Source organism: Subtercola endophyticus (assembly GCF_021044565.1).
Lineage (GTDB): Bacteria > Actinomycetota > Actinomycetes > Actinomycetales > Microbacteriaceae > Subtercola > Subtercola endophyticus.
Map to the genome: position 1 here is coordinate 1,745,401 of NZ_CP087997.1, position 24,892 is coordinate 1,770,292.

Consider the following 24,892-nt stretch of genomic DNA (forward strand, 5'->3'; position numbering starts at 1 on the left):
CAGGTAAGGAGCTCGTCATGAACAACCAGCCGCCGCACGACATCATCGGAGTCGTGACGGAAGGGCCGTACAAAGGCTGGAACGTTCGAATCGACCGACGCGAGCGCCACGAGCACCTCGTCTCCGTCTGGAGAGGCGAGTTCGATCTGTATCCCGTTCTCGACGACACCTCGCTGTCGCTCTGGCTCGCGGCGAACCCCACTCACTGGTCGCACCCCGAGCCGCCACCTCCCGTCGGCGTCGAGGGTCAGTTCGTGGGCGGCGGTTTCACGGGCGATCGGGTGCTCATCCAGTCGCTGCCGAGCGACGAAGGCGGGTACGTCGTCATCCGCTGGAACCCTGACGCCGAGACGACGGCGACCGAAACGTTCGACGACCTCCCAGATCTGCTGGCCTGGTACGACGCCGTCGAGATCGACTGGTCGGCTGGTTGATCAGGGCGCGAGCTTGGGGTGGCGTTTGTACGGCGAGACGGTGGGATCGCCTGGAATGAAGAAGCGCCACGGGTAGCCTTCGCCACCACCGAGCCCGCTGAGGCCGGTGCGTAGGCTGGTTTCGACGGGCACCGGATGATCGGGCATCCGAAACTCGTACGGCGAAACCGACAGCGAGGCACCGCCGTCAGAGAGCGGAATGCCCATTGCTTTGGTGAGTCGAGCGGGTCCGCGTGCGAGGTCACGCAGGGGCACCGATTCGCCTCGTCGTTGGCGTGCGAGCTCGATTCCGTCCACCACCTCGCCGGCTCGCAGCAGAATGCCGCTCGCAGAGCCGGCCGGCGAGCAGACGATGTTCGCGCACGTGTGCATGCCGTAGGTGAAATACGTGTACAGGTGAAACGGTTCGCCGAACATCACGGAATTACGAGCGGTCTTGCCTCGGAACGAGTGTGATCCCGGGTCTTCGCCGACACCGAGGTACGCCTCGACCTCGGTGATGCGCAGCGAGGTCGTGCCTTCAGCGGACGTTCGACTCAGGATGCCGCCGAGAATGAGCGGCGCGACCTCTACCGACGGGCGCGCGAAAAACTCGGCAAGCGCCGCGCCGTTCCACGGCGCGGGAGTGGGCTCAGAAGAGTTTGACACCGAGCGAGAGGGTGATCACGATCGCCGCGACGACGACGATGGCCGCGGCAGCGAAGACGATCCAGTACAACGAGTTCGTCATCGGTTTGCGCCACCACGGAGTCTTGTAATCGGGGTGGTTGCGAATGTCGCGGTCGATCTTCGGCTTCTTGCCGTTCGGGCCGCGCGGGCCGATCGGCTCGGGCATGTTCTGGCTGTTCAGTGTCATGATGCGCCCCCTGGGCTGTTGACGAGCGAGATCTGCAACTGGCGAACCTGCGCGGTGAGGCTTGCGAGCTGTTCGGAGACGCGGTCGCCCGCGGTGCCGCCGATGCCGTTGCGGCTCGCGATGGATCCTGCGACCGTGACGACGGTGCGAACATCCGGAGTCAGCTGCGGCGAGACGGAGGTGAGCTGCTCATCGGTCGGCTCGTGCAGCTCGAGGCCGTGCTCTTCGCAGAATCGCACGAGGTCACCGCTGATCTCGTGCGCGTCTCGAAACGCAACACCCTGCTTGACGAGCCACTCGGCGACGTCGGTCGCGAGCGAGAAGCCTTGCGGAGCGAGCTCGGCGAGGCGCTCGGTATTGAAGGTGAGCGAGGCCACCATGCCGGTGAAGGCAGGAAGCAGCACCTCGAGTTGTTCGACGGAGTCGAAGACGGGCTCTTTATCTTCTTGCAGATCACGGTTATAGGCCAAGGGCAGGCCCTTAAGAGTCGCCAGCAGGCCGGCGAGGTTGCCGATCAGACGACCCGACTTGCCGCGAGCGAGTTCGGCGATGTCGGGGTTCTTCTTCTGCGGCATGATCGACGACCCGGTGGAATACCCGTCATGCAACTTCACGAAACCGAACTCTCGGGTGGCCCAGACAATGATCTCTTCGGCGAACCGCGAGAGGTTGATGCCGATGAGACTGCTGATGAAGGCGAACTCGGCCACAACGTCACGGCTGGCCGTTGCGTCGATGGAGTTGAGCATGGGGCCCTGTTCGAGCCCGAGCTCGGCGGCGACGAGGGCGGGGTCGAGGCCGAGCGAGCTGCCGGCCAAAGCACCCGCGCCGTACGGCGAGGCGGATGCCCGAACGCTCCAATCGCGGAGCCGCTCGAGATCGCGCACCAGCGGCCAGGCGTGCGCAAGGAGGTGATGCGAAAGCAGCACCGGCTGGGCGTGCTGGAGGTGTGTGCGGCCCGGCATCGGCGCGTTCGGGTGAGCGGCCGCCTGCGAGGCGATGGCGTCGATGAGCTGGATGACCAGGTGAGCGAGATGCCGGGAGTGGTCGAGCAGGTAGAGCCGCACCAGCGTAGCGATCTGGTCGTTTCGGCTTCGGCCCGCGCGCAGTTTGCCGCCGAGTTCGGAGCCGGCGTACAAGATGAGTCCGCGCTCGAGAGCGGAGTGCACATCTTCGTCTGCTTCGGCTGCGGCGAACGTGCCCTCCTCGATGGCGTCGGTGAGGCGGTCGAACGCGTCGAGCATCGCCGTCAGTTCGACGTCGGTCAGGTAGCCGGCGGCGTTGAGCGCTTTCGCGTGAGCACGCGAACCTGCGATGTCATAGGGCCAGAGTTGCCAGTCGAACTGGGTCGACTTGCTGAGAGCGAGCAACTCGGGAGACGGACCGCTGGCGAATCGGCCGCCCCAGAGCGCGCCGGCCTCGCCGGCACGGCTACCGCCTGTTGCCGCGACACTCACGCGTTCAGCCACAATCTCTCCTGCACTGTCTGGTTGCTCAGTTTAGCGGGGCCGCCCGTGGCAGCCGTGTGCGAGTTCATTGCTGGCGAAGCAGCCATACCAACAGGGCCTTCTGGGCGTGCAGGCGGTTCTCCGCTTCATCCCAGATGACGCTCTGCGGGCCGTCGATGACATCGGCTGCCACCTCGTAGCCGCGGTCGGCCGGCAGGCAGTGCATGAAAAGGGCATCGGACTTGGCATGCGCCATCAGCGCCTGGTCGACCTGGTAGCCGCCGAAGACTTTGACGCGCGCGGCCTTCTCGTCTTCTTTGCCCATGGATACCCATGTGTCGGTGACGACGATGTCGGCGCCGGTCACGGCTTCGACAGGGTCGACGAGAACGATAGCCGAACCTCCGGTGCGCGCGGCGATGGCCCGGGCATCCTGAATCACAGCAGCGGAGGGCGCATAACTTTCGGGGGCTGCCACCCGCACGTGCATGCCTGCGGTGGCGCAGGCGAGCAGGTACGACTGGCCCATGTTGCTGGCCCCGTCGCCCAGAAAGCTGACGGTCAGACCGGCGAGATCACCACGGTGTTCACGAATGGTCAGCAAGTCGGCGAGCAGCTGGCAGGGGTGAAAATCGTCGGAAAGGGCGTTGACCACGGGAACCGTCGTGCCGCGAGCCATGTCTTCCAGCCCGCTCTGGGCGTAGGTGCGCCAGACGATGGCGGCGACCTGGCGTTCGAGAACGCGGGCGGTGTCTGTCGCCGTCTCTTTTCCGCTCAGCTGGCTGTTGGCCGTGCTGATGATGAGGGGGCTGCCGCCGAGATCGGCGATGCCCACCGCGAACGAAACGCGGGTGCGGGTCGACGACTTGTCGAAGATGACGGCCACGGTCTGCGGGCCGGCGAGCGGCTTCGTGGCGTAACGGTCGCGCTTCAGCTCGGCGGCCAGGTCGAGGATCTCGGCCTGTTCGGCGGGAGTCAGGTCGTCGTCGCGAAGAAAGTGGCGGGTCATGTGGTGCTTTCGGGGTCTGGAGTGGGCTCAGAGTCGGGGGCGTCTGCTACGGATTCGAGCGGCGCGGGCGGGTAGCCGAGGGCGGTCAGGGCCACGCTGAGGCGGGTGATGAAGATGTCGACCTCGAGCTCACGGATGATCAGGGGCGGGGCCAAGCGGATGCTCGACTCGTTCGCCGCGTTGATGATGAGCCCGGCATCCATCGCCGCCGCAGCGAGTTTCAGGGCGATCGGTTCGGAGAGGCCGAGGCCGATCAGCAGCCCGTGGCCACGGATCTCTTGGATCAGCGGCGAGTTCAGCGCGGCGACGCGCTCGCGAATCAGGATTCCCTTACGCTCGGCGTTGTCGACGAGACCGGACTGCTCGATCTCTTCGAGTACCGCGTTGGCGGTGGCCGTGGCAAGCGGGTTGCCGCCGAAGGTGCTGCCGTGCATCCCGCGCTGGAACAGGTCGGATGCCCAGCCGAACGTGACGAGCGAACCGATGGGGATGCCGCCGGCCAGGCCTTTGGCGATGGTGACCGCGTCGGGCTTGATGCCGGCGTGCTCGTAGGCGAACCACCGGCCGGTGCGGCCGATACCGGTCTGGATCTCGTCGAGAATGAGCAGCACGCCGTGCTGCTCGGTGAGCTCCCGCGCGCGCACGAGGTAGCCCTCGGGCAGATCGACCACACCCGCTTCGCCCTTGATGGGCTCGAGAAAGAGTGCGGCGACGGTGTCGTCGATGGTGGCTTCGAGTGCTGCGATGGTGGAATCGATGTGGATGACCCCGCCCGGCATCGGGTCGAACGGCGCCTGCATCTCGCGCTTGCCGGTGAGCGCCAGCGAACCCATGGTGCGGCCGTGGAACGAATTGGTCAGCGAAACGATCTTCGTGCGCTTTCCCGAGCTGTTCAGGCGGGCCAGCTTGAAGGCCGCCTCGTTGGCCTCGGCGCCGGAGTTGCAGAAATAGGCGCGGCCTTCGGGGCCTGCGCCGGTGATGCGCTTGAGGCGTTCGGCGAGCGCCAGCTGCGGGCGGGTCGAGAAATAGTTCGAGACGTGCGCGAGGGTGCCGACCTGGCGGGTCACGGCGTCGATGACCACCGGATGCGCGTGGCCGAGCGAGTTGACGGCGATGCCCGCGAGAAAGTCGAGGTACTCCTTCTCGTTCTCATCCCACACGAAGGCGCCACGCCCGTGGGTCAGCAGGGCCAGCGGCTGACCCATCGTGCGCATCAGCGACTCGTTGAACGTGTCGACCCAGCTGGACGGAATCACGTCGGGTTGTGTTGTCACAAGTACTCCTCTGTAACGACTCTCTCTGCTCGCAACGTCTTCTCGGCGTCGGTCACCACTTCGGTACCGATGCCGCTCTGCGTGAAGACCTCGAGCAGAATCGAGTGCGGAATGCGGCCGTCGATGATGGCCGCTTTGGCTACTCCCCCGTCGACGGCTTCGAGGCACGCCGACATCTTGGGAATCATGCCGGATTCGAGGCTCGGCAGCAGGTCACGAAGCGCATCGGAACCGATCACCGAGACGAGCGAGTCGCGGTTCGGCCAATCGGAATAAAGACCGGCGACGTCGGTCAAGATGACCAGCTTCGCTGCGCCCAGGGCCACGGCGAGCGCGGCGGCGGCGGCGTCTGCGTTGATGTTCAGTACCTGCCCCGGCTCGTCGCGATCGGGGGCGATCGACGAGATGACGGGGATGCGCCCGGCGGCAAGGTGCTCGAGCACGGTTTCGGGGTTGACACCCACCACATCTCCGACGAGGCCGAGATCGACGGTTTCTCCCGCGATCTCGATGAACCGCTTCTGCCCCTCGAAGAGCCCGGCGTCCTCACCCGAGAGCGCGGTGGCCAAGGGCCCGTGTTCGTTGATGTGCGTCACGATGTCGCGGCTGATCTGGCCGGTGAGCACCATGCGAACGACATCCATCGCCTCGGGGCTGGTGACACGGTAGCCGCCGCGGAACTCGCTCTCGATGCCGAGGCGATCGAGCATCCGGGAGATCTGCGGGCCCCCGCCGTGCACGACGACGGGCTTGATGCCGGCGTAGCGCAGATACACGATGTCTTCGGCGAAGGTGCGCTGCAGGTCGGGGTCGACCATCGCGTTGCCGCCGAACTTGATGACCATGATCTGGTCATGGAACGTCTTGAGCCAGGGCAGAGATTCGATCAGCGTGGCCGCTTTGACGGCGGCGAGATCATGAGAGTTGTCGGTCATCAGCTCGCGTACGCACTGTTCTCGTGCACATAGTCGTGGGTCAGGTCGTTGGTGTAGATCGACGCGGATTCGGTTCCGGCGTGCAGATCGATGAGCACGGTGACGGCCCTCGGCGTGAGGTCGATGAGGTCGCGGTCTTCGAAGGGCTCGCCTGCCTTGCAGATCATCACGCCGTTGATCGTCACATCGATGTTGTACGGGTCGAAGCTCGCTTCGGCCTCGGGCACGGTTCCTGCCGCGGCCAGCACACGACCCCAGTTCGGATCGTTGCCGAAGATCGCCGCCTTGAACAGATTGCTGCGAGAGACAGCGCGGGCCACCACGACCGCCTGGTCTTCTTCCTCGGCGTTGACCACGGTGATGGTGATGTCGTGGCTCGCCCCTTCGGCGTCGGCCTGCAACTGCAGGGCGAGGTCGTGGCAGAGCGCCGTCAAGGCTGTGGTGAACTGGGCGACGTCGGGGGTGATTCCGGATGCTCCGCTCGCCATCAGGGCGACCGTATCGTTCGTCGACATGCAGCCGTCGGAGTCGAGACGGTCGAAGGTCACCCGGGTAGCCGCTCGCAGCGCGGTGTCGAGCGCAGCGGACGGCAGATCGGCGTCGGTTGTGATCACCACGAGCATGGTAGCGAGGCCGGGAGCGAGCATGCCCGCGCCTTTCGCCATACCGCCGATCGACCATCCGTCGCCCCCGGCGACCGCCTGCTTCGGCTTGGTGTCGGTGGTCATGATGGCCAGCGCAGCGTCGCCGCCGCCGTCGGCTCGCAAGGCTGCGGCTACGGGTGCCACGCCGCCGACGACCTTGTCGCGAAAGACCTGGTCGCCGGTGCCGATGAGCCCGGTCGAACACACGATGACGTCTGCTGCCGCCACGCCGAGAGTCTCAGCGACGGCCTCGGCCGTCTGATGGGTGGTCTGAAACCCGAACGAGCCGGTGTAGCAGTTCGCGCCGCCGGAGTTGAGGATGACCGCGGAGACGACCCCGTCGTCGATGACCCGCTCCGACCAGAGAATCGGGTTGGCTTTGCAGCGGTTCGAGGTGAACACGGCTGCGGCCGCGTTGCTCGGACCACGATTCACGACCAGGGCGAGATCGAGTGCGCCGGTGGACTTCAGCCCACGAGCGATTCCGGCCGCCTCGAATCCGGCGGGGGTGGTGACACTCACGGGGCGACTCCGTTCAACGGCAGGCCGAGCGTCTCGGGCAGGCCGAGCGCGATGTTGGTGGACTGGATGGCGGCTCCCGCGGTGCCTTTGACGAGGTTGTCGATCGCGGTGACCGTGACCACTCGGTCGGCGGCCTCGTCGACGGCGATGCCGATCAGGGCGGTGTTGGCGCCGGTGACGTCGGACACGGTGGGGAACTGCCCCTCGGGCAGCACGTGCACGAACGGCTCGTTTGCGTACGCATTGACCCAGGCCGAGCGCACATCGTGAGCAGTGACGCCGGCAGCGAGGCGAGCCGTGGAGGTCGCGAGGATTCCACGTGCCATCGGCACAAGCACCGGAGTGAACGAAACGGTCACCGGCGAGCCCGCGGAGGCCGTGAGATTCTGCACGATCTCGGGATTGTGCCGGTGGGTGCCGCCGACTCCGTAAACGCTTGCCGAGCCGAGAATCTCGGAGGCGAGCAGGTTGGTGCGCAAGCTCTTGCCCGCTCCTGAGGGGCCGACCGCCAGCACAGCGACGAGGTCGGTCGGCTGGATCACCCCGGCCTGCAACCCCGGAGCGAGACCGAGGCTGATTGCCGTGACATTGCAGCCGGGCACCGCGATACGTTTCACGCCCACCAGGCGGGAACGTTGGCGCTCGTGATTCTCGACGAGCAACTCGGGCAGCCCGTACGGCCACGATCCGTAGAATTCGCCGCCGTAGAAGGTCGCCCAATCGGCTTCGTCGACGAGCCGATGATCGGCACCGCAATCGACGACGAGCGTGTCGGCGTCGAGCTGCTCGGTGATGGCACCGGACTTGCCGTGCGGCAAGGCGAGGAACACGACGTCGTGACCGGCGAGCACTTCTGGCGTGGTGTCGCTCAAGACGAGATCGCCGTAGGAGCGCAGGTGCGGATGAACGCTCAGCAGCGGCTGGCCGGCGTTGTTGTTCGCCGTCGCCGTTCGCACCTCGAGCTCGGGATGACCCGCGAGCAGGCGCAGCAGCTCACCGCCCGCGTAACCGCTTGCGCCCGCCACTGCTACCGAATACACCATGATGCAAATCTACCCTTCGCCCACACCTGCACTGATCCTGGCCACGCAGGCCGAATGCCCGCACAGCCGATGAGGCCGGCACACAGCCGGCGCGACGGTGCGCTACTCGCGAACCGTCGCACCGAATCGTCGGGAGGCTTCTGCGGCCCCGGCGACACGCGCTTCACTCGCCTCGGCGGCGGTGAGCGTGCGGTCGGATGCCCGAAAACGCAGAGCGAACGTCAGCGACTTGAACCCTGCGTCGATTCCGGTGCCGCGATAGTCGTCGACGAGCCGGATGCTCTCGAGCAGGTCGCCCGCACCGCTCTCGACGGCGCGCAACACCTCTGCCGCCGGCACCGAGTCGGCCACGACGAGAGACACGTCTTGGGTGGCGGCCGGGTACCCGGCCAACGGGGTCGCCTGCACGCTGCGTGCGGCGAGTTCGATGAGGAGGCCGAGGTCGAGTTCGGCCACCGCGACCACGCGAGGCAAGTCGAATTCGTCGGCCAGCACGGGAAGCAGCTCCCCCACGTAGCCGACGTGCACGACGCCCGCTGCTGCGGCAGGCACCACGATCTCGGCCGTGCGGCCCGGGTGCAGCGCCTTGTGTGTGCCCTGTCGAATTTCGATGGGTACGTCGAGTGCGGTCGCCAGCACACGCACGGTGTCGAGCGCATCGGAGATTCCCACGTGCACAGCAGGCTGACCCGGCTGCTTCTCGATGGAGTTGCCGACGAAAAGCAGTCCGACGTGCCACGGCTGCGGGGGGATGCTCGCATTGAGCTCGGCCAGAGTCTCGGCCGAGGGCAACGCGGCCCCGAGCGGCACCTCGGCTACTCCGTACGTGACGCCCGACTCAGGGCGGAACACGGCCCCGATTTCGAACACCGCGAGGTCAGTGAGACCGCGAGAGAGATTACGGCGAGCCACGTCGATGAGGCCGGGGAGCAGGGAGGTGCGTAAGAACGGCACCTCGCCGTCGATCGGATTGGCCAGCTTCACCGCCGCCACAGTTTCGTGGCCGGGTGCACCGAAGAGATCGTTCGACGCACTCGATACGAAGGGGTAGACCAGAACTTCGGTCGATCCGCTCGCCGCGAGGGTCTCTGCGGCCAAACGACGTAGTTTCTGCTCACGGGTGTAGCCGCGCCCCGGAGGAGCGACGGGTACCTCGCTCGGAATGCGCGAGTAACCGACGATGCGCGCGACTTCTTCGGCCAGGGTCGACTTGTGGGTCAGGTCGGGGCGCCATGACGGCGGCGAGACGAGCAGCCCGTCTCGCGCGTACTCGAGAGTCGCGCCGATCTCGATGAGCGACGACGTGATCTCGGCCTCGGTGTAGTCGACCCCGATCAGCCCCGAGATGTAGGCGTCGGGCAAGAAGATAGGTGGCAACTCGTCGTGAGCGTGGTAGGTAGAGCCGAGGGAATCTGCCCTGCCGCCAGCGAGTTCTTCGAGCAACTGCACAACGCGTGCCGCGGCAGCCGCCGCGACCTCGGGATCGACTCCACGCTCGAACCGCTTCGCTGCCTCGCTCGGCAGCTTGTGCCGCCGTGCCGTGCGCGCGATGCTCACCGGGTCGAAGTTCGCCGCCTCGACGAGCACGTTCGTCGTCTCGTCACTGATCTCTGTTGCGGCCCCACCCATGACTCCGGCGAGACCGATGGCACCAGAGTCATCGGTGATGAGCAGGTCTTCTGGGTCGAGTTTGCGGGTCTGGCCATCGAGCGTCGCGAGAGTCTCGCCGGGCTCGGCCCGGCGCACCACGAGCCCGCCCGAGAGCCGGTCGAGGTCGTAGGTGTGAATAGGCTGGCCCAGCTCGAGCATCACATAGTTCGAGATGTCGACGATCAGCGAGATCGAGCGGATGCCCGCGAGCTTGAGTCGCGAGACCAGCCACGCCGGGCTCGGCAGGGTCGGGTCGACGCCCCGTACGACACGCGTAACGAAGACCGTAGCGCCCACGCGCCCACGAACGGGTGCACGGTCGTCGATCTCGACCGAGAAACCGTCGGACTCGGCGTCGACGGAGACGGCCGCGGCCGGGTCACGGAACACCGCGCCCGTCGCGTGCGCGTACTCACGGGCAATACCGCGGATGGAGAACGCATACCCACGATCGGGAGTGACGTTCACCTCGACCGCTGCGTCGTCGAGACTCAGCAGGCTGAGCGCGTCGGTTCCGACCTCGGGGTCGAGCCCGAGCGTCGTCAACCGCAGAATGCCGTCGTGATCGTCGCCGAGACCCAGTTCCCGCGCCGAAGCGATCATGCCGTCGGAGACATGGCCGTAGGTCTTGCGGGCGGCGATGGCGAAGCCACCCGGCAGCACTGCACCCGGGAGCGTCACGACCACCTTGTCACCCACGAAGAAGTTGTGCGCACCACAGACGATGCCCCGAACATCCGCCCCGCCGTCGGCGGCACTCTGCCCGGCCGGAGCGACGCGCACACTGCACCAGCGGATGGTCTTGCCGTTGGTCTGCGGCTCTTCGCCGAACTCGAGAACTTCGCCCACGACGACGGGACCGGCGATATCGAAGTCGTGCGAGCCCTCTTCTTCGAGCCCGACCTTGACCAAGGCCGCGTGGATGTCTGCGACCGTGGTGCCTGCGGGCAGTGCCACGAACTCGGCGAGCCAGCTGATGGGAATTCTCATGGTTAGACCACCATTCCGAACTGCTGGCTGAAGCGCACGTCGCCCTCGACCATGTCGCGCATGTCGTTGAGGTTGTTGCGGAACTGCAGCGTGCGCTCGATGCCCATGCCGAAGGCGAATCCGGAGTACTCGTCGGGGTCGATGCCGGCCGAGAGCAGCACGTTCGGGTTCACCATGCCGCACCCGCCCCACTCGACCCAGCGCGCGCCGCCCTTTGCGCGCGGCTGCCAGACATCCATCTCGGCGCTGGGTTCGGTGAACGGAAAGTAGTTGGGGCGAAGACGGATCTTCGCCTCGTCGCCGAACATCTGCCTGGCGAACAGTTCGAGCGTGCCGCGCAGATGGGCCATGGTGAGGCCCTTGTCGACCGCGATGCCCTCGATCTGGCTGAAAACAGGAGTGTGCGTAGCGTCGAGCTCGTCGGTGCGGTAGGTGCGGCCCGGGGCGATGACGTACACCGGCAGCTCGCGCTCGAGCAGCGAACGCACTTGCACGGGAGACGTGTGCGTGCGCAACAGCAGGTGAGACTGCACCGGCTCGACGAAAAACGTGTCTTGCATTGCTCGGGCCGGGTGATCGGCGTCGAAGTTCAAGGCATCGAAGTTGAACCACTCGTTCTCGAGCTCGGGGCCCTCTGCGACCTCCCACCCCATGCTCACGAAAATGTCGCCCACCTTCTCTTGCAGAAGAGAGAGCGGATGACGCGCACCCAGGCGCTTGCGCACCGGAAGAGCCGTCACGTCGACCGCCTCGGCCGCGAGTTGCGCCTCATTTTCGAGTGCAACCACATCAAGCTCTTTAGCGGCGAAGGCCTGATTCACCCGAGCCCGCGCCTGGCCGATGAGCTTGCCGGCGGCGGCCTTCTGGTCGTTGGGCAGTGAACGCAGTTGGCCGTTCAGCCGAGCGAGTACCGACGACTCGCCGGTGTGCTCGCTTCGCGCGGCTTTCAGCGAAACAGAGTCGACGACGGCCTCGACGGCCTCGAGCGCAGCGGAGACCGCGGCTTCGACGGACTCGTCGGAAATCGCAAGAGAAGGGGAATCAGACACGAGAACCAAGCTTACCCAGGAACGACAGCGCACTTTCGGCGAGCCGCCTTCTGTGCAGAACGATCAATCGCGGCGAGCTGTGCAAAAGTCAGGCCGAGGCATCCGGGCTTCGCTGCGCGAACGCACTCTCATACAGGCAGACTGAAGCGGCCGTGGCGAGGTTCATCGACTCGGCCTTGCCGTAGATCGGCACCGAGATCGCACGATCGGCCAGGGCGAGAATCTCGTCGGGGAGCCCGCGAGCTTCGTTGCCGAACAGCCACGCCGTCGGCTGCGCCAGCAGACCGGTCGACCTCACCTCGAGCAGATCGTCACCCTTGATGTCGGCGGCCAGAATCTGCAGGCCGGCTTCGGCCGCACGAATTCGAACGTCGGCGAAGCTCGCATCCATGGCCACCGGCAGGTGGAACAGCGATCCGGTCGTCGACCGCACGACCTTCGGGTTGTACAAGTCGACCGAACGCCCTGTGAGAATCACGGCGTCGGCTCCGGCTGCGTCGGCGGCACGGATGATCGTTCCCGCGTTACCCGGGTCGCGCACCTCTTCGAGAATCGCGATGAGCTTCGGCCCGTTCGCGAAAATGTCTTTGACGGCGGTCGGAAACTGGTGGCAGACCGCGATGAAGCCCTGCGGGGTGACCGTGTCAGACATGACCTCGAGCACCTGCTCGGAAACGAACTCCACGTCGACACCGGCGTCGACGGCTGTCTGGCCGATGTCGGTGTACCGCTCGAGGGCGGTGGGGGTGGCGTAGAGCTCAACGACGAGCTGTGGGCTGAAGGTGAGCGCTTCGGCAACGGCCTGCGGACCCTCGAGCAGAAAAAGCCCGGTCTCAGACCGAGCGCTCTTCTTGGCGAGTTTGGCGACGGCCCGAACACGCGGCGATCGCGGATTATCAAGCATGGGGCAAGTCAACCAGACTATTCGTCTCTACCGCGTCATCGCCGCGGCCGAACATCCGGTGCATCAGAAAGGGGCGGCGGTGCAGCCTGAGCTGCACGCGCCGCCCCTTTCGGCAGTGCGGAGGAGTCGACGCGCTTACGCGGCGGCCGTCGCCTTCGGAGCCGACGTGTCGGCGGGCAGTGCTGCCTTGGCGCTCGCAACGAGGGCCGCGAAGGTGGCGGGCTCGGTGACGGCGAGGTCGGCGAGAATGCGGCGGTCGACCTCGATGCCGGCCAGGTTCAGACCCTGGATGAGGCGGTTGTAGGTGAGACCGTTCAGGCGGGCAGCGGCGTTGATGCGCTGAATCCAGAGGCGACGGAAGTCGCCCTTGCGCGCACGGCGGTCGCGGTACGAGTAGACGAGCGAGTGGGTGACCTGCTCTTTTGCCTTGCGGTAGAGGCGCGAACGCTGGCCGCGGTAGCCCTCGGCGCGCTCGAGAATTACGCGACGCTTCTTGTGGGCGTTGACGGCCCTCTTTACTCTTGCCATTTCTTATCTGTCCTTATTCGTCGTCGTGAGTTCTAGAGGCCGAGGAGTTTCTTGGCGACCTTGGCGTCTTGCGGGGCAAGCACCTGGTCGGTGTTCAGGCGGCGCTTGCGTTGGCCCGACTTCACTTCCAGGTTGTGGCGCATGCCGGCCTGCTGCTTCATGACCTTGCCGCTACCGGTGATCTTGAATCGCTTCTTCGCCCCGGAATGGGTCTTCTGCTTGGGCATAATTCTCTCCTCGTTGGGTGTGTTCTTCAGTTGTGTTAGCTTGCGCTAAGTTATTCGGCTGCCGCCGCGGTTTCAGCTGGCGCTGATGCGGTGGGTGCAGCCGGAGCTGTTTCGGCAGCGGGGGTGGCGGGTGCCTCCCGCGGGGGCTTCGCTGCCGCACGGTGTGCGTTGGCCTCGGCCTTGGCCTCTGCTTTGTTCTTCAGAGGGCCGATGACCATGACCATGTTGCGACCGTCGATGGTCGGGCTCGATTCGACAGAACCGAACTCCGAAACGTCTTCGGCGAATCTCTGCAGGAGTCGGACTCCCTGATCGGGGCGCGACTGCTCACGGCCGCGGAACAAGATCATGGCTTTGACCTTGTCGCCCGCCTTGAGAAAACCTTCGGCGCGCTTGCGCTTGGTCTCGTAGTCGTGCACATCGATTTTCAGGCGGAACCGCACCTCTTTGAGGATGGTGTTCGCCTGGTTGCGCCGTGCTTCTTTTGCTTTCTGCGCGGCTTCGTACTTGAACTTTCCGTAGTCCATGATCTTGGCGACAGGCGGCTTCGAGTTCGGCGCCACCTCAACCAGGTCGAGGTCTGCCTCTTGTGCGAGTCTGAGTGCGACGTCGATGCTCACGACGCCAACCTGCTCACCGGCCGGACCCACGAGGCGAACCTCGGGTACTCGTATACGGTCGTTGGTACGGGGATCGCTGATGCGTTGCTCCTTATGCTGTGGTGTGGATGTTCGGCCGGGCTGTTGGTGCGAACCAACGCTCACGAAACTGAACTTCACCACGCATGAACAGACGAACCCGTCTGCACAACGCACCACACCCTATCTACCTGCCTTCAGTGACGAGGACAGGCGGAGTGCAATCGACCCGATAACCTTAGAAGCGGTCATGCGGGTGGGAGAATCTCCACTTTCGATCTAACACCTACTGGTGCCAGAGCCGCATAGGAGTCTATCAGAGACTTGACCTGATGTGAGAACGGATATTCATGAGCGACGAAGCGCGCGATATTGCCGATGTGCAGGCGGTCGAGGTCATCACCACGACAGCCGTGCACCTGATGAGCGCAGCGGCGGTCAAGGTCGGTCTCGCGGACGACCCCGAGAACCAACTCGATCTCGACGAAGCGCGCAAACTCATCATCGCACTCGCGGGGCTGGTCACGGCCGGCGCCCCCGAGATCGGAGACATGCACGCGCGAAGCCTGCGTGACGGCCTCCGCTCGCTGCAACTGGCGTTCCGCGAAGCGTCGCCGTTCCCCGACCCCATCGGCCAGGGCCCCGGCGAGAAACTCACCGGCCCGGTGTACGCCTAGACCGACCGCGGCGCGGTTGGGTCTACGGCTAGACCCAGCGCGGCGCAGTTGCGAGGGTGACGGCGAGCGAGTCGACTCGCTGGGCGACGATGGGGCTCTGCGACCAGCGCTCGTGCAGGCGGGCCAACAGGGTGGTCAACGCACCCTGGTCGAGGCCGGGCACGAGTTCGAGCCTGACGACGAGTTCGGCCCCGAGCATCCGGCTCGTCGGGTCGCCGTTCTGAAGCGCGACGGATGCGACGGCAGGCTCGGCCGTGACCGAATCACTGAAGGCCGCGAGTACCTCAGCATCGTCGGCCGGGGCGCGCCAGGCGACGCCCTGCGCCATGGCCCACACCGCCGGTCGCCTCACGACGAATTCGGTGGGCGACGTGGCGTCGACGATGACGATGTCGGTGTTCTCGCCTGCCGCCGCGAGGGCGACGCGGCGAGCCTCGGTGGGAATCGGCCGGGCCTTCGGGTTCCAGGCAGCCATCGCCTCCGTTGAGGTGAACGCCGGCAGCGCCGAGCGGCCATCCGGCGTCGTCACGGTCACGATCGACAGTTCTTGCGTCTTGTCGACGAGGTGCCCGTGGTCGTCGAGGCCGGTCTCGCCGGCGTGCGCGACGAGCGGAACCAGCAGACGAGTGTTGCGCAGCGCGTCAACCACGTCGGCCTGCGAGGCTTCTCCGGCGCGGAACCGCCGCATCGTGTCGAGCACGTGCGGCGACGCGGTGCCATCATCACCCTCGAACGCGCTCGTGCTCGCCTCGAAGTGGCGGCCGGCGAACGGCTGGCCCGAAGAATCAGCGGGCCCTTCATTCGGCTCCGGATGCTCGTCGTGCACGACTACGCTCCGATCGGTTCGACGGTCAGTACTGGAGGGGGGTCAGCAGGGCGGTTCAGCAGGTCAGTTCGACGCGACGCCGAGCGCCTCGACGAGCGTGAACGCACCGGCGTAGAGCGCACGGCCGACAATCGCGCCCTCGAGGCCCAGGCCCACCAGGGAGCGCAGCTCGGTGAGGTCGGCGAGACTCGAAATGCCTCCCGAGGCGATGACCGGCTTGTCGGTCTTCTGCATGACCTGCTTGAGCAGGTCGACGTTCGGGCCCTTGAGAGTGCCGTCTTTCGTGACGTCGGTGACCACATAACGCGCGCAACCGGCGTCTTCGAGGCGGGCGAGCACCTCCCAGAGGTCACCGCCCTCCTTGGTCCAACCGCGGGCCGCGAGGGTGGTTCCGCGAACATCCAGACCGACCGCGATAGCGTCGCCGAAGCGGGCGATGGCGGCGGCCGCCCATTCGGGGTTCTCGAGCGCCGCCGTGCCGAGATTGACACGCGTTGCCCCGCTGTTCAGGGCGTGTTCGAGCGAGGCGTCGTCGCGGATTCCGCCGGAGAGCTCGATCTTCACGCCCTCGGCCTGTGCGATGACGCGGCGGATCACATCGACGTTGCTGCCGCGCCCGAACGCCGCATCGAGGTCGACGAGGTGGATCCATTCGGCGCCCTGGGCCACCCAGTCGGCGGCCGCGTCGGCGGGGTCGCCGTGGTTCGTCTCGGTGCCCGCCTCACCCTGCGTGAGGCGCACGGCCTGGCCGCCTGCGATATCGACGGCGGGCAGCAGAACGAGGGCGGGTGTTTCGGTCATGAACAAACAGATCTTTCGACTAGGGGTGCGGCAGCGAGTGGACGCTCGGCGGCGCTCAAAGGGTAAAAAGCGCTCAGAGCGTGCGAAGCCAGTTTTCGAGCAGGTGCATGCCTGCCTCCCCCGACTTCTCGGGGTGGAACTGCGTTGCGGCCAGCGGTCCGTTTTCGACGGCCGCGATGAACGGACCGCCGTGCTCGGCCCACGTCACCGCGGCTGCGGGCAGCGGAGGCTGCACCTCGAGTTCCCAGCTCTGAGCGGCATAGGAGTGAACGAAATAGAAGCGCTCATCGCCGATGGATTCGAAGAGTTTCGACTCCGGCGGCGCCGACACGGTGTTCCAGCCCATGTGCGGCAGGACATCCGCTTGCAGCTCTTCGACGGTACCGGGCCACTCGCCGAGGCCGTCGGTGTCGGTGCCGCGTTCGATGCCGCGCGAGAACAGAACCTGCATGCCCACACAGATGCCGAGCACCGGTCGACCGCCCGCCAGGCGCTTGTCGATCAGTTCACCACCGCGCACAGAGTCGAGCGCGGCCATGACGGCGCTGAACGCACCGACGCCAGGGACGAGCAGGCCGTCGGCCTCGGCGACGGCCTGTCGGTCAGCCGTGAGTTCCACCTCAGCGCCGACCTTCTCGAGTGCCTTGACCGCCGAGTGCACGTTTCCGCTGCCGTAGTCGAGCACCACGACGCGAGGAGCGGTCACAGTGCGCCCTTCGTCGACGGGATGCCCGACACGCTCGCATCGAACTGCTTGGCGAAGCGAAAAGCGCGGGCGAATGCCTTGAACTCGGCCTCCGCGATGTGGTGCGGATCACGGCCGCCGAGAACCGTGATGTGCACGGTGAGGCCGGCGTTGAACGTGATGGCTTCGAGAACGTGCCGCACCATCGAGCCCGTGAAGTGCCCGCCGATCAGGTGATATTCGAACCCTTCGGGCTCGCCGCTGTGCACGAGAAACGGGCGCCCGGAGATGTCGACGACGGCCTGCACGAGGGCCTCGTCGAGCGGAACGAGCGCGTCACCGAAGCGAGAGATGCCGCTCTTATCGCCGAGAGCCTGCCGAATGGCCTGGCCGAGCACGATTCCGATGTCTTCGACCGTGTGGTGCACGTCGATGTCGGTGTCGCCGGTGGCCTTCACGGTGAGGTCGGTCAGCGAGTGCTTCGCAAAGGCAGTCAACAGGTGGTTGTAGAACGGAACCGAGGTATCGATGTGCGAGACGCCGGTGCCGTCGAGGTCGAGCGAGAGCTCGATGCTCGATTCGCTCGTTTCGCGCGTGAGGCTGGCGGTACGGGGTTCGCGTGACATGCCGAAAAGTCTATCGGGCCGGGTGGGGGTGGATGCCCGGGGTTGATACCCGGGGTGGATGCCCGAGGTCGCTCCCCCCGCTGCATCGACGATCGTGTTACTCCGTCAGGTCTCGCATGGCGTCGAGAAACGCGGTCGTCTCGGCCGCGGTGCCCGCGCTCACACGCAGGTGCCCGGGAATGCCGAGGTCACGAATGATGATGTCGCGCTCGAGCAGTTGTTCGAACAGGCGGTGGGCGTCTGGCACCCCGCCGAAGAGAACAAAGTTCGAGGCGCTCGGAAACGGGTTGTAGCCGAGGGTACGCAGAGTCGTTTCGATGCGGTCGCGTTGCACCTTGATGTCGTCGACCATCGCGAGCATCTCGGGGGCGTGCGCGAGCGCGGCGACCGCCGCTGCCTGCGTCAACGACGAGAGGTGGTACGGCAGACGCACCAGCCGCAGGGCGTCGCTGATCGCGGGGTCTGCAGCGAGGTAACCGAGGCGGGCGCCGGCGAAGGCGAAGGCCTTGCTCATGGTTCGCGTGACGATGAGGCGCTCGCGTCCCGGCAACAGCGACAGAGCGGTCGGCTCGCCGGCGTGCCCGAACTCGGCGTAGGCCTCGTCGACGACGACGATTCCGGGAGTGGCGTCGTAGGCAGCCGCGATGGTCTCGAGCGAGAGTGCGGTGCCGGTGGGGTTGTTCGGCGAGCAGAAGAACACGAGGTCGGGGCTGGTGCGTTCGATCCATTCGACGGCGGTCTGGGGCGAGATCTGGTACTCGGCATCGCGAACGCCCGCGATCCACTCGGTGCCGGTGCCCGCCGCGATGATGGGGTGCATCGAGTAGGTAGGGGGAAAGCCGAGAACGGATCGCCCGGGCCCGCCGAAGGCCTGCAGAATCTGCTGCAGAATCTCGTTCGAGCCGTTCGCCGCCCAGACATTGTCTCGCGACAAACCGCCGCCGAGGTACCGGGCGAGGCTGTCGCGCAGGGCAAGGAATTCACGGTCGGGGTAGCGGTTGACCGAGAGCAACTCCAGTGCGAGGGCCTCGATGATCGAGCGGGCCACGTCTTCGGGAATGGGATGAGTGTTCTCGTTGACGTTCAGCTGAACGGCCACCTTGAGCTCGGGTGCGCCGTAGGGCGAAAGCCCCCGGAGGTCGTCGCGGATGGGAAGATCGGCTAGAGAACTCACCTGCTCAATGGTAGTGCGTGCCGTCGCTGGTGTGCGTGCCGTCACCGGCGGTGAGTGCCGGCGGTGAGTGCCGGCGCTGACTGCCTTCGAACGGCGCTACTTGGCCGCGTACTCGGGCGGGAGGGCGAGGCGCTGGCCGGCGTGCACGTCGGATGTGTGCAGCTGATTGAGATCGACGATCTCGGCGATGATGTCGCGCGGGTCGGCCGACGGATCGAGCGACTGCGCGATACCCCAGAGACTCTCGCCCGACTGCACCGTCACGTAGCTGTAGGTGACGGGCTGCCCGCCACCGGTGGCGATGGCTGCACCGCCGCCGAGGAGGGCGAACGCGGCGAGGCCGGCGAGGAGAGGTAGGGAGACGAGCGCGACGAGCACCAGGCGACCGCGACGGGTCATGCGCAGGCGCGTACGCGAAACCGCCGCGCGCGGCGTCGAATCTGCCGCGCGTGGCGTCGAAACTCCCGCGTGTGGCACCGAAGCTGCCCCGCGTGGCGTCGTTGACGGACGAGCAGCGGTAAACGGTCGAGCGTCGAGCTGAAGTGCAGTCATGGCCTTGCCTCTCAAGGACGTACCCGTTGTAAGGGTTTTCGTACCAGGCGCTCGGCCGGGAGCGCCTGGTACGAAGCTGTGTTCCGAATATATCTTCGATTGTTCGAATGTTCAAGTCGAATATCAGCGCGAATCTCGCGACACACTCGAACATGTGTTTCTTCTTCGTGCAGTGTTCGATACAGTTTCGATAGTTGAGATCGACCGCATCGGTACTTCGAATAGTGAATCGCACACCACTGACATTGGTCGCAGCACGGTCGAAGCCCAGGCGAACCAGAGACGAAAGCGAGTACGACGTGGTCAGTGAACGAGGCGGAACCAGGCGACGCAAGTCGCTGAGCGAGAAACAACTGGCCATTCTCGAAGTGATCTCCGACGCGGTGAACCAGCAGGGGTATCCGCCGAGCATGCGCGAGATCGGCGACGCCGTGGGCCTCGCCTCGCTGTCGAGCGTGACCCACCAGCTGAACCAGCTCGAGTTGAGCGGGTACCTGCGGCGCGACCCGAATCGTCCTCGTGCGCTCGAGGTGCTGATCGATATACCCAAGGGCGACGCAGCAACGGCGGACTCCCCCACACCACACGGTGACGTGGCACTCGTTCCTCTCGTCGGGCGCATTGCCGCGGGCATCCCGATCACTGCAGAGCAGCAGGTGGAGGAGGTCTACCCACTGCCCCGGCAGCTCGTGGGCAAAGGTGAGCTGTTCATGCTGAAGGTCGTGGGCGAATCGATGATCGACGCGGCGATCTGCGATGGCGACTGGGTGGTCGTGCGCACGCAGAACACAGCGGAGAACGGTGACATCGTGGCCGCGATGCTCGACGAAGAGGCCACCGTGAAGGTGTTCCGCCAGCGTGACGGACACACCTGGCTGCTGCCGCGCAACTCGAACTTCGAGCCCATCTTGGGCGACTACGCGACCGTGCTCGGCAAGGTCGTCGCAGTGCTGCGCTCCGTCTGACGCTCGGATGACCGCCCGCTGCTGCGCGTGAGTCCGCTGCTGCGCGTCAGCCCGCCCCTGCTCGTGAGCCCGTTACGCCGAGTTGAGCCCGTTACAAAGGACTCAGTTCGTCGTAACGGGCTCATTTGCGTGGGTGGTAGACGTGAGGTCAGGTGGTGCTGAACTCCAGCAGCTGCGCCTCGAACTCGGGGTTCACGAGGGCGCGAACGTGGGTTCCGCCCTCTTCGTAGTCGGTGCTCAGCACGGTGCTGTGCTGGTGCATCTGCGAGATCAGGTCACCGCGGTCGTAGGGAACCAGAACGTCGACCTCGATCGACGGCGTGGGGAGCATCCCGTCGAGCAGCTGCAGCAGCTCCTCGATGCCTTCACCGGTGCGCGCCGAGACGAACACCGAGTGCGGCTCGAGGCCACGCAACACGATGCGGTCGCTCTCGTCGATGAGGTCGCTCTTGTTGAACACCACCAGCTCCGGGATGCCTCGGGCACCGGCCTCACCGATCACCTCACGCACCGTGGTGAGCTGGCTCGCGGGGTTGGGGTGCGATCCGTCGACCACGTGCAGAATGACGTCGGCGTCGGCAACCTCTTCGAGCGTGGAGCGGAACGCCTCCACCAATTGCGTCGGCAGGCTGCGCACGAACCCCACGGTGTCGACGAAGGTGAACTCGCGGCCGTCGGCGGTCTGGGTGCGTCGCACCGTTGCGTCGAGCGTCGCGAACAACGCGTTCTCGACCAGCAGTCCGGCGCCGGTGATGCGGTTCAGCAGCGAGGACTTACCTGCGTTCGTATAGCCGGCAATGGCCACAGACGGCACGGTGTTGCGCTTACGGTTGGCGCGCTTCGCCTCGCGGGCGGGCTTCATTGCGGCGATCTGCTTGCGCAGTCGCGACATGCGCGTGTGGATGCGGCGCCGATCGAGCTCGATCTTCGTCTCACCGGGGCCTCGTGAACCCATTCCCGATCCGGTGCCGCCAACCTGGCCACCGGCCTGGCGCGACATCGACTCGCCCCAGCCGCGCAGGCGCGGAAGCAGATATTCGAGCTGCGCGAGTTCGACCTGGGCCTTGCCCTCCCGGCTCTTGGCGTGCTGGCTGAAGATGTCGAGAATGACGGCTGTGCGGTCGATGACCTTGACCTTCACGATGTCTTCGAGGGCTCGCCGCTGGCTCGGTGCCAGCTCGCTGTCGGCGATGACGGTGTCGGCGCCGAGCGCCTTCACCACGCCGGCCAGCTCTTCGGCCTTGCCCTTGCCGAAGTAGGTGCTCGGGTCGGGGTTCGCCCGACGCTGCAGCAGACCGTCGAGCACCGCGGCACCCGCGGTTTCGGCGAGGGCGGCGAGCTCGTGCAGCGAGTTCTCGGCGTCGGTCAACGTGCCCTGGGTGTAAACGCCGATGAGCACGACGTTCTCGAGCCGCAACTGGCGGTATTCGACCTCGGTGACGTCTTCGAGTTCGGTGGAGAGACCGGCGACGCGGCGCAGAGCCTGACGGTCGGCCAGGTCGAACTGGTCACCGTCGTGGTTCGTTCGGCCCCGCGCATCCGCACTCTGGCGGTCGACCGCTTGCGCACTGCCGGGCGAGAACAGAGCGTAGCCGGATGCCCGGGCGTCGGCGCGCGCCAGAATACGGTCGACCGTGGATCGGGTCGACTCGTCGGTTGCCGCCGTGTCGGTTGCCGTGGTTGCCGTCTCGTCGAGAGTCGACTCGTTCGGCGAAAGTGAATCGTGTTCAGACATTGATGTAAAGACTAGACCTCTCATTTGCTACATTCCCTCTATGGCTTCCGACAATGGGCACTACTTCTCAGCTCACCCATCGACGGAACTCAAGCTCAAAGAGATTCCGGTGACTCTTGCCGGGCGATCGTTCTCTGCGATCACCGCGGGCGGCGTGTTCAGCCCCGACCGGGTGGATGCCGGAACCCAGGTTCTGCTCGCCAATACTCCCGCGCCGCCGCCCGGGGGCAATCTGCTCGATGTGGGGTGCGGCTGGGGGCCGATCTCGATTGCTCTTGCGCTGTTGTCACCCCACGCCACCGTGTGGGCTGTTGACGTCAACGAACGCGCTCTCGACCTCGTGCGGGCCAATGCTGAAAAGCTCGGCCTCGAGAACATCAACGCTGTGCTGCCGTCGGATGTTCCCGACGACCTCGAGTTCATGACCATCTGGTCGAACCCGCCCATCCGCGTAGGTAAAGACGAGTTGCACAACCTGCTGCTGAAGTGGCTGCCGCGTCTGGACCCCGGTTCAGACGCGTGGCTCGTCGTGCAGCGCAACCTCGGATCTGACTCGTTGCAGCGCTGGCTCGACGGCGCGCTGCCCACCCTCAGCGTCACCCGCGAGGCGACCAACAAGGGGTACCGGGTGCTGCGGGCACGGCAGAAGGGCTGAGGGCGAACCGCTCGGCAGCGGCGCAGGGCGTGCTGCCGAGCATCCGTTGCCGCACATCTGCTTTCAGGCGAGCGTGACGTCGCCTTCGAAGACCAATTCGGCCGGACCCGACAGGGCCACGTGCTCGCCGTCTTCGGTGGCGTACATGCGCACGCCGACCGCGCCGCCCGGAACCTCCACACGCCACTGGTTGGGCGCACCCGCCCCGGCCCAGTAGCGGATGGCGAGTGCCGCGGCCGCTGCGCCGGTTCCGCACGAAAGCGTTTCTCCGCTGCCGCGCTCATGCACGCGCATGCGGATGTGCCCGACTCCGTTACGCACCAAGGGCTCGAGCGGAACGACGAACTCGACGTTCGCGCCGTCGAGGGGCGCAGGGTCGAGATGCGGGATGAAGGTCAGATCGGCTGACTCCAGCTCCTCCTCGTCGGCGAGGGCAACGACGACGTGGGGATTGCCGACATTGACGCCGAGACCGGGCCGGGCCACCTGAAGGTTCTTCGCGCGCACCAGCGGCTCGCCGCCGTCGAGGCGCCAACGACCGAGATCGGCCTGAAAACCGGTGAGGTTACGCTGCACATCGATCACCCCAGCGCGAGTACCGACCACGAAGGTGTCACCCTGCTCGAGTTCGGCGAGGCCGTTCTCGATGAGGTACTTCACGAACACACGGATGCCGTTGCCGCACATCTCCGCCGGTGAACCATCGGCGTTGTGGTAGTCCATGAACCACTCGGCCGCCGAGTCTTCAGCCAGAGAGGCCGCACCCTCGGGCAGGTTCGCTGACTTCACGGCGCGGATCAGGCCGTTCGCGCCGATTCCGAAATTGCGGTCGCACAGCGACGCGATCTGCTCCGGGCTGAGAGAGATGTCGCCCTCGGGGTCGGAGAACAGCACGAAGTCGTTGCCTGTTCCCTGACCCTTGGTGAAATGCAGATCGATAGCCATGGTTCAAGCCTAGGGCGTTTCAGAGCGCCGCTTGTCGGCTGCGGTCAGTGCCGAGCGCTCAGCGCTCTGCGGTTAGTGCCGAGCGCTCAGCACTCAGCGCTCAGCGGTCATTACCCTGCGGTCAGTGCTCTGCCGTCAGGAAGGCGGCCAACACGGTGTCGACGAGTGCGGGATCGGCAGCGGGCATCCAGTGCGCCTCGGCATAACGCCGAAACCAGCTGACCTGGCGCCGAGCGTAGCGCCGAGTGAGAGCTTGCGCCTCGGCGATCGCCTCGGCCTGGGTCTGCGTGCCGCGCAGCTGAGCGAGGGCCTGGGCGTAGCCGATGGCGCGCCGAGCGGTCACACCGTGCTCCAAACCGAGCGGAACGAGGCCCTCGACCTCGTCGACCAGTCCGTTCGCCCACATCTGCTCGACCCGGGCGTCGAGCCGTTCGACGAGGTCTGCCCGCGGATGTTCGAGGGCCACGATCGTCGTCAGGCGCCACGGCACGGGCTGTTCGGGCAGCTGGCCACTGACCGGAACGCCGGTGAGCTCGATCACTTCGAGCGCACGCACGATACGCCGGCCGTTGTGCGGGCCAATGGATGCAGCGGCCTCTGGATCGGCGTCGGCGAGCCGCCGGAACAGCAGCCCGATGCCACGTTGTTCGAGCTCGTGCTCGAGCACTCGACGCACTTCGGCGTCGCGCACCGGAAACCGGAAGTCGTGGATGACCGACGACACGTAGAGCCCGGATCCGCCCACGAGAATGGGCACCGCGCCGCGCTCCAGAATGCCGTCGATCGCCACGCGCGCATCGGTCTGGTAAGCCGCCACCGATCCTTCTGCCGTGACGTCGAGAACGTCGAGCAGATGGTGCGGAACTCCTCGGCGTTCGGCGGGCGAGAGTTTGGCGGTACCGATGTTCATGCCGCGGTAGAGCTGCATGGCGTCGGCGTTCACCACCTCAGCACTCCGGCCGAGACGAGTCAGCGCCTCAGCGACGGCGAGCGACAGATCGGACTTGCCGGTTCCCGTCGCGCCGACGATGGCGAGCAGGCGCTCAGGCACCTGACGTGCAGAGCCGGGCGAAGGCGGCGTGTGCTCGTGCTCGTGCTCG

Annotated in this window: 27 protein-coding genes; 4 read left to right on the top strand and 23 right to left on the bottom strand. The window is 66.0% G+C overall.

What is annotated here, in order from left to right; genetic code table 11:
- Nucleotides 1-17 precede the first annotated feature (17 nt).
- Nucleotides 18-434 carry a hypothetical protein gene (locus tag LQ955_RS08190; protein ID WP_231027672.1) on the top strand — a complete coding sequence of 139 codons (417 nt, stop codon included), beginning with the start codon at nucleotides 18-20 and terminating at the stop codon, nucleotides 432-434.
- Here LQ955_RS08190 and LQ955_RS08195 read toward each other — a convergent pair whose 3' ends face one another.
- The 14 genes from LQ955_RS08195 to infC form a co-directional block, all read right to left on the bottom strand.
- Nucleotides 435-1,082, bottom strand: a complete 648-nt coding sequence (locus LQ955_RS08195) for a DNA-3-methyladenine glycosylase (RefSeq protein ID WP_231027673.1) — start codon at nucleotides 1,080-1,082, stop codon at nucleotides 435-437. It lies immediately after the preceding gene.
- Nucleotides 1,066-1,290 carry a hypothetical protein gene (locus LQ955_RS08200; protein ID WP_231027674.1) on the bottom strand — a complete coding sequence of 75 codons (225 nt, stop codon included), beginning with the start codon at nucleotides 1,288-1,290 and terminating at the stop codon, nucleotides 1,066-1,068. Before LQ955_RS08200 ends, LQ955_RS08195 begins: the two co-directional genes overlap by 17 nt.
- Nucleotides 1,287-2,759, bottom strand: coding sequence for an argininosuccinate lyase (argH, locus tag LQ955_RS08205; protein ID WP_231027675.1), 1,473 nt, complete (start codon nucleotides 2,757-2,759; stop codon nucleotides 1,287-1,289). The genes LQ955_RS08200 and argH overlap by 4 nt, the downstream gene beginning before the upstream one ends.
- A 64-nt stretch (nucleotides 2,760-2,823) precedes the next feature.
- Nucleotides 2,824-3,747 carry an ornithine carbamoyltransferase gene (gene argF, locus LQ955_RS08210; RefSeq protein WP_231027676.1) on the bottom strand — a complete coding sequence of 308 codons (924 nt, stop codon included), beginning with the start codon at nucleotides 3,745-3,747 and terminating at the stop codon, nucleotides 2,824-2,826.
- On the bottom strand, nucleotides 3,744-5,021 hold the full coding sequence (locus tag LQ955_RS08215; RefSeq protein WP_255713726.1) for an acetylornithine transaminase: 1,278 nt from the start codon (nucleotides 5,019-5,021) through the stop codon (nucleotides 3,744-3,746). The genes argF and LQ955_RS08215 overlap by 4 nt, the downstream gene beginning before the upstream one ends.
- Complete coding sequence (argB, locus tag LQ955_RS08220; protein ID WP_231027677.1) at nucleotides 5,018-5,956, bottom strand: acetylglutamate kinase; 939 nt, start codon at nucleotides 5,954-5,956, stop codon at nucleotides 5,018-5,020. Before argB ends, LQ955_RS08215 begins: the two co-directional genes overlap by 4 nt.
- Nucleotides 5,956-7,122 carry a bifunctional glutamate N-acetyltransferase/amino-acid acetyltransferase ArgJ gene (gene argJ / locus LQ955_RS08225; RefSeq protein WP_231027678.1) on the bottom strand — a complete coding sequence of 389 codons (1,167 nt, stop codon included), beginning with the start codon at nucleotides 7,120-7,122 and terminating at the stop codon, nucleotides 5,956-5,958. The genes argB and argJ overlap by 1 nt, the downstream gene beginning before the upstream one ends.
- The gene (gene argC / locus LQ955_RS08230; protein WP_231027679.1) at nucleotides 7,119-8,165 is read right to left on the bottom strand and encodes an N-acetyl-gamma-glutamyl-phosphate reductase; all 1,047 of its coding nucleotides are present in this window, start codon (nucleotides 8,163-8,165) and stop codon (nucleotides 7,119-7,121) included. The genes argJ and argC overlap by 4 nt, the downstream gene beginning before the upstream one ends.
- Before the next feature lie 102 nt (nucleotides 8,166-8,267).
- Nucleotides 8,268-10,805 carry a phenylalanine--tRNA ligase subunit beta gene (gene pheT, locus LQ955_RS08235; protein ID WP_231027680.1) on the bottom strand — a complete coding sequence of 846 codons (2,538 nt, stop codon included), beginning with the start codon at nucleotides 10,803-10,805 and terminating at the stop codon, nucleotides 8,268-8,270.
- A 2-nt stretch (nucleotides 10,806-10,807) separates the two neighbouring features.
- Entirely contained in the window at nucleotides 10,808-11,854 is a 1,047-nt protein-coding gene (pheS, locus tag LQ955_RS08240) for a phenylalanine--tRNA ligase subunit alpha (RefSeq protein WP_231027681.1), read from the bottom strand.
- 88 nt (nucleotides 11,855-11,942) lie between these two features.
- Nucleotides 11,943-12,758: a TrmH family RNA methyltransferase gene (locus LQ955_RS08245; protein WP_231027682.1), complete on the bottom strand. Its 816-nt coding sequence runs from the start codon at nucleotides 12,756-12,758 to the stop codon at nucleotides 11,943-11,945.
- 135 nt (nucleotides 12,759-12,893) lie between these two features.
- A complete protein-coding gene (rplT, locus tag LQ955_RS08250; protein WP_231027683.1) occupies nucleotides 12,894-13,286 on the bottom strand; it encodes a 50S ribosomal protein L20 in 393 nt (130 codons plus the stop codon).
- A gap of 32 nt (nucleotides 13,287-13,318) precedes the next feature.
- Nucleotides 13,319-13,513, bottom strand: coding sequence for a 50S ribosomal protein L35 (gene rpmI / locus LQ955_RS08255; RefSeq protein ID WP_231027684.1), 195 nt, complete (start codon nucleotides 13,511-13,513; stop codon nucleotides 13,319-13,321).
- Nucleotides 13,514-13,563: 50 nt separating this feature from the next.
- A complete protein-coding gene (gene infC / locus LQ955_RS08260) occupies nucleotides 13,564-14,214 on the bottom strand; it encodes a translation initiation factor IF-3 (RefSeq protein WP_231028090.1) in 651 nt (216 codons plus the stop codon).
- Nucleotides 14,215-14,501: 287 nt separating this feature from the next.
- Between infC and LQ955_RS08265 the strand changes: the two genes are divergently transcribed.
- Nucleotides 14,502-14,828: a DUF1844 domain-containing protein gene (locus tag LQ955_RS08265; RefSeq protein ID WP_231027685.1), complete on the top strand. Its 327-nt coding sequence runs from the start codon at nucleotides 14,502-14,504 to the stop codon at nucleotides 14,826-14,828.
- Between the two features lie 28 nt (nucleotides 14,829-14,856).
- Here LQ955_RS08265 and LQ955_RS08270 read toward each other — a convergent pair whose 3' ends face one another.
- The 6 genes from LQ955_RS08270 to LQ955_RS08295 all read right to left on the bottom strand — a co-directional run bounded on the left by LQ955_RS08270 (nucleotide 14,857) and on the right by LQ955_RS08295 (nucleotide 19,339).
- On the bottom strand, nucleotides 14,857-15,654 hold the full coding sequence (locus LQ955_RS08270; RefSeq protein ID WP_231027686.1) for an SseB family protein: 798 nt from the start codon (nucleotides 15,652-15,654) through the stop codon (nucleotides 14,857-14,859).
- Between the two features lie 63 nt (nucleotides 15,655-15,717).
- Nucleotides 15,718-16,455 carry a bifunctional 1-(5-phosphoribosyl)-5-((5-phosphoribosylamino)methylideneamino)imidazole-4-carboxamide isomerase/phosphoribosylanthranilate isomerase PriA gene (gene priA / locus LQ955_RS08275; protein WP_231027687.1) on the bottom strand — a complete coding sequence of 246 codons (738 nt, stop codon included), beginning with the start codon at nucleotides 16,453-16,455 and terminating at the stop codon, nucleotides 15,718-15,720.
- A gap of 73 nt (nucleotides 16,456-16,528) precedes the next feature.
- Nucleotides 16,529-17,161 carry an imidazole glycerol phosphate synthase subunit HisH gene (gene hisH, locus LQ955_RS08280; protein WP_231027688.1) on the bottom strand — a complete coding sequence of 211 codons (633 nt, stop codon included), beginning with the start codon at nucleotides 17,159-17,161 and terminating at the stop codon, nucleotides 16,529-16,531.
- Entirely contained in the window at nucleotides 17,158-17,766 is a 609-nt protein-coding gene (gene hisB, locus LQ955_RS08285; protein ID WP_231027689.1) for an imidazoleglycerol-phosphate dehydratase HisB, read from the bottom strand. The genes hisH and hisB overlap by 4 nt, the downstream gene beginning before the upstream one ends.
- Before the next feature lie 97 nt (nucleotides 17,767-17,863).
- A complete protein-coding gene (locus tag LQ955_RS08290; protein WP_231027690.1) occupies nucleotides 17,864-18,940 on the bottom strand; it encodes a histidinol-phosphate transaminase in 1,077 nt (358 codons plus the stop codon).
- Between the two features lie 96 nt (nucleotides 18,941-19,036).
- The gene (locus LQ955_RS08295; protein WP_231027691.1) at nucleotides 19,037-19,339 is read right to left on the bottom strand and encodes a LysM peptidoglycan-binding domain-containing protein; all 303 of its coding nucleotides are present in this window, start codon (nucleotides 19,337-19,339) and stop codon (nucleotides 19,037-19,039) included.
- Between the two features lie 452 nt (nucleotides 19,340-19,791).
- Here LQ955_RS08295 and lexA point away from each other — a divergent pair, with 452 nt between their 5' ends.
- Nucleotides 19,792-20,457 (top strand): transcriptional repressor LexA, encoded by a 666-nt coding sequence (lexA, locus tag LQ955_RS08300; RefSeq protein WP_231027692.1) that lies wholly within the window; start codon nucleotides 19,792-19,794, stop codon nucleotides 20,455-20,457.
- 148 nt (nucleotides 20,458-20,605) lie between these two features.
- On the opposite strand, the gene hflX is transcribed toward lexA, so the two are convergent.
- On the bottom strand, nucleotides 20,606-22,192 hold the full coding sequence (gene hflX, locus LQ955_RS08305; RefSeq protein ID WP_231027693.1) for a GTPase HflX: 1,587 nt from the start codon (nucleotides 22,190-22,192) through the stop codon (nucleotides 20,606-20,608).
- A 40-nt stretch (nucleotides 22,193-22,232) separates the two neighbouring features.
- On the opposite strand from hflX, the gene LQ955_RS08310 reads away from it, so the two are divergent.
- The gene (locus tag LQ955_RS08310; RefSeq protein WP_231027694.1) at nucleotides 22,233-22,847 is read left to right on the top strand and encodes a class I SAM-dependent methyltransferase; all 615 of its coding nucleotides are present in this window, start codon (nucleotides 22,233-22,235) and stop codon (nucleotides 22,845-22,847) included.
- A 63-nt stretch (nucleotides 22,848-22,910) separates the two neighbouring features.
- Here the strand turns inward: LQ955_RS08310 and dapF are convergent, their stop codons facing one another.
- Complete coding sequence (gene dapF / locus LQ955_RS08315) at nucleotides 22,911-23,792, bottom strand: diaminopimelate epimerase (protein WP_231027695.1); 882 nt, start codon at nucleotides 23,790-23,792, stop codon at nucleotides 22,911-22,913.
- Nucleotides 23,793-23,913: 121 nt separating this feature from the next.
- A complete protein-coding gene (gene miaA / locus LQ955_RS08320) occupies nucleotides 23,914-24,843 on the bottom strand; it encodes a tRNA (adenosine(37)-N6)-dimethylallyltransferase MiaA (RefSeq protein WP_231027696.1) in 930 nt (309 codons plus the stop codon).
- Between the last annotated feature and the right edge of the window lie 49 nt (nucleotides 24,844-24,892).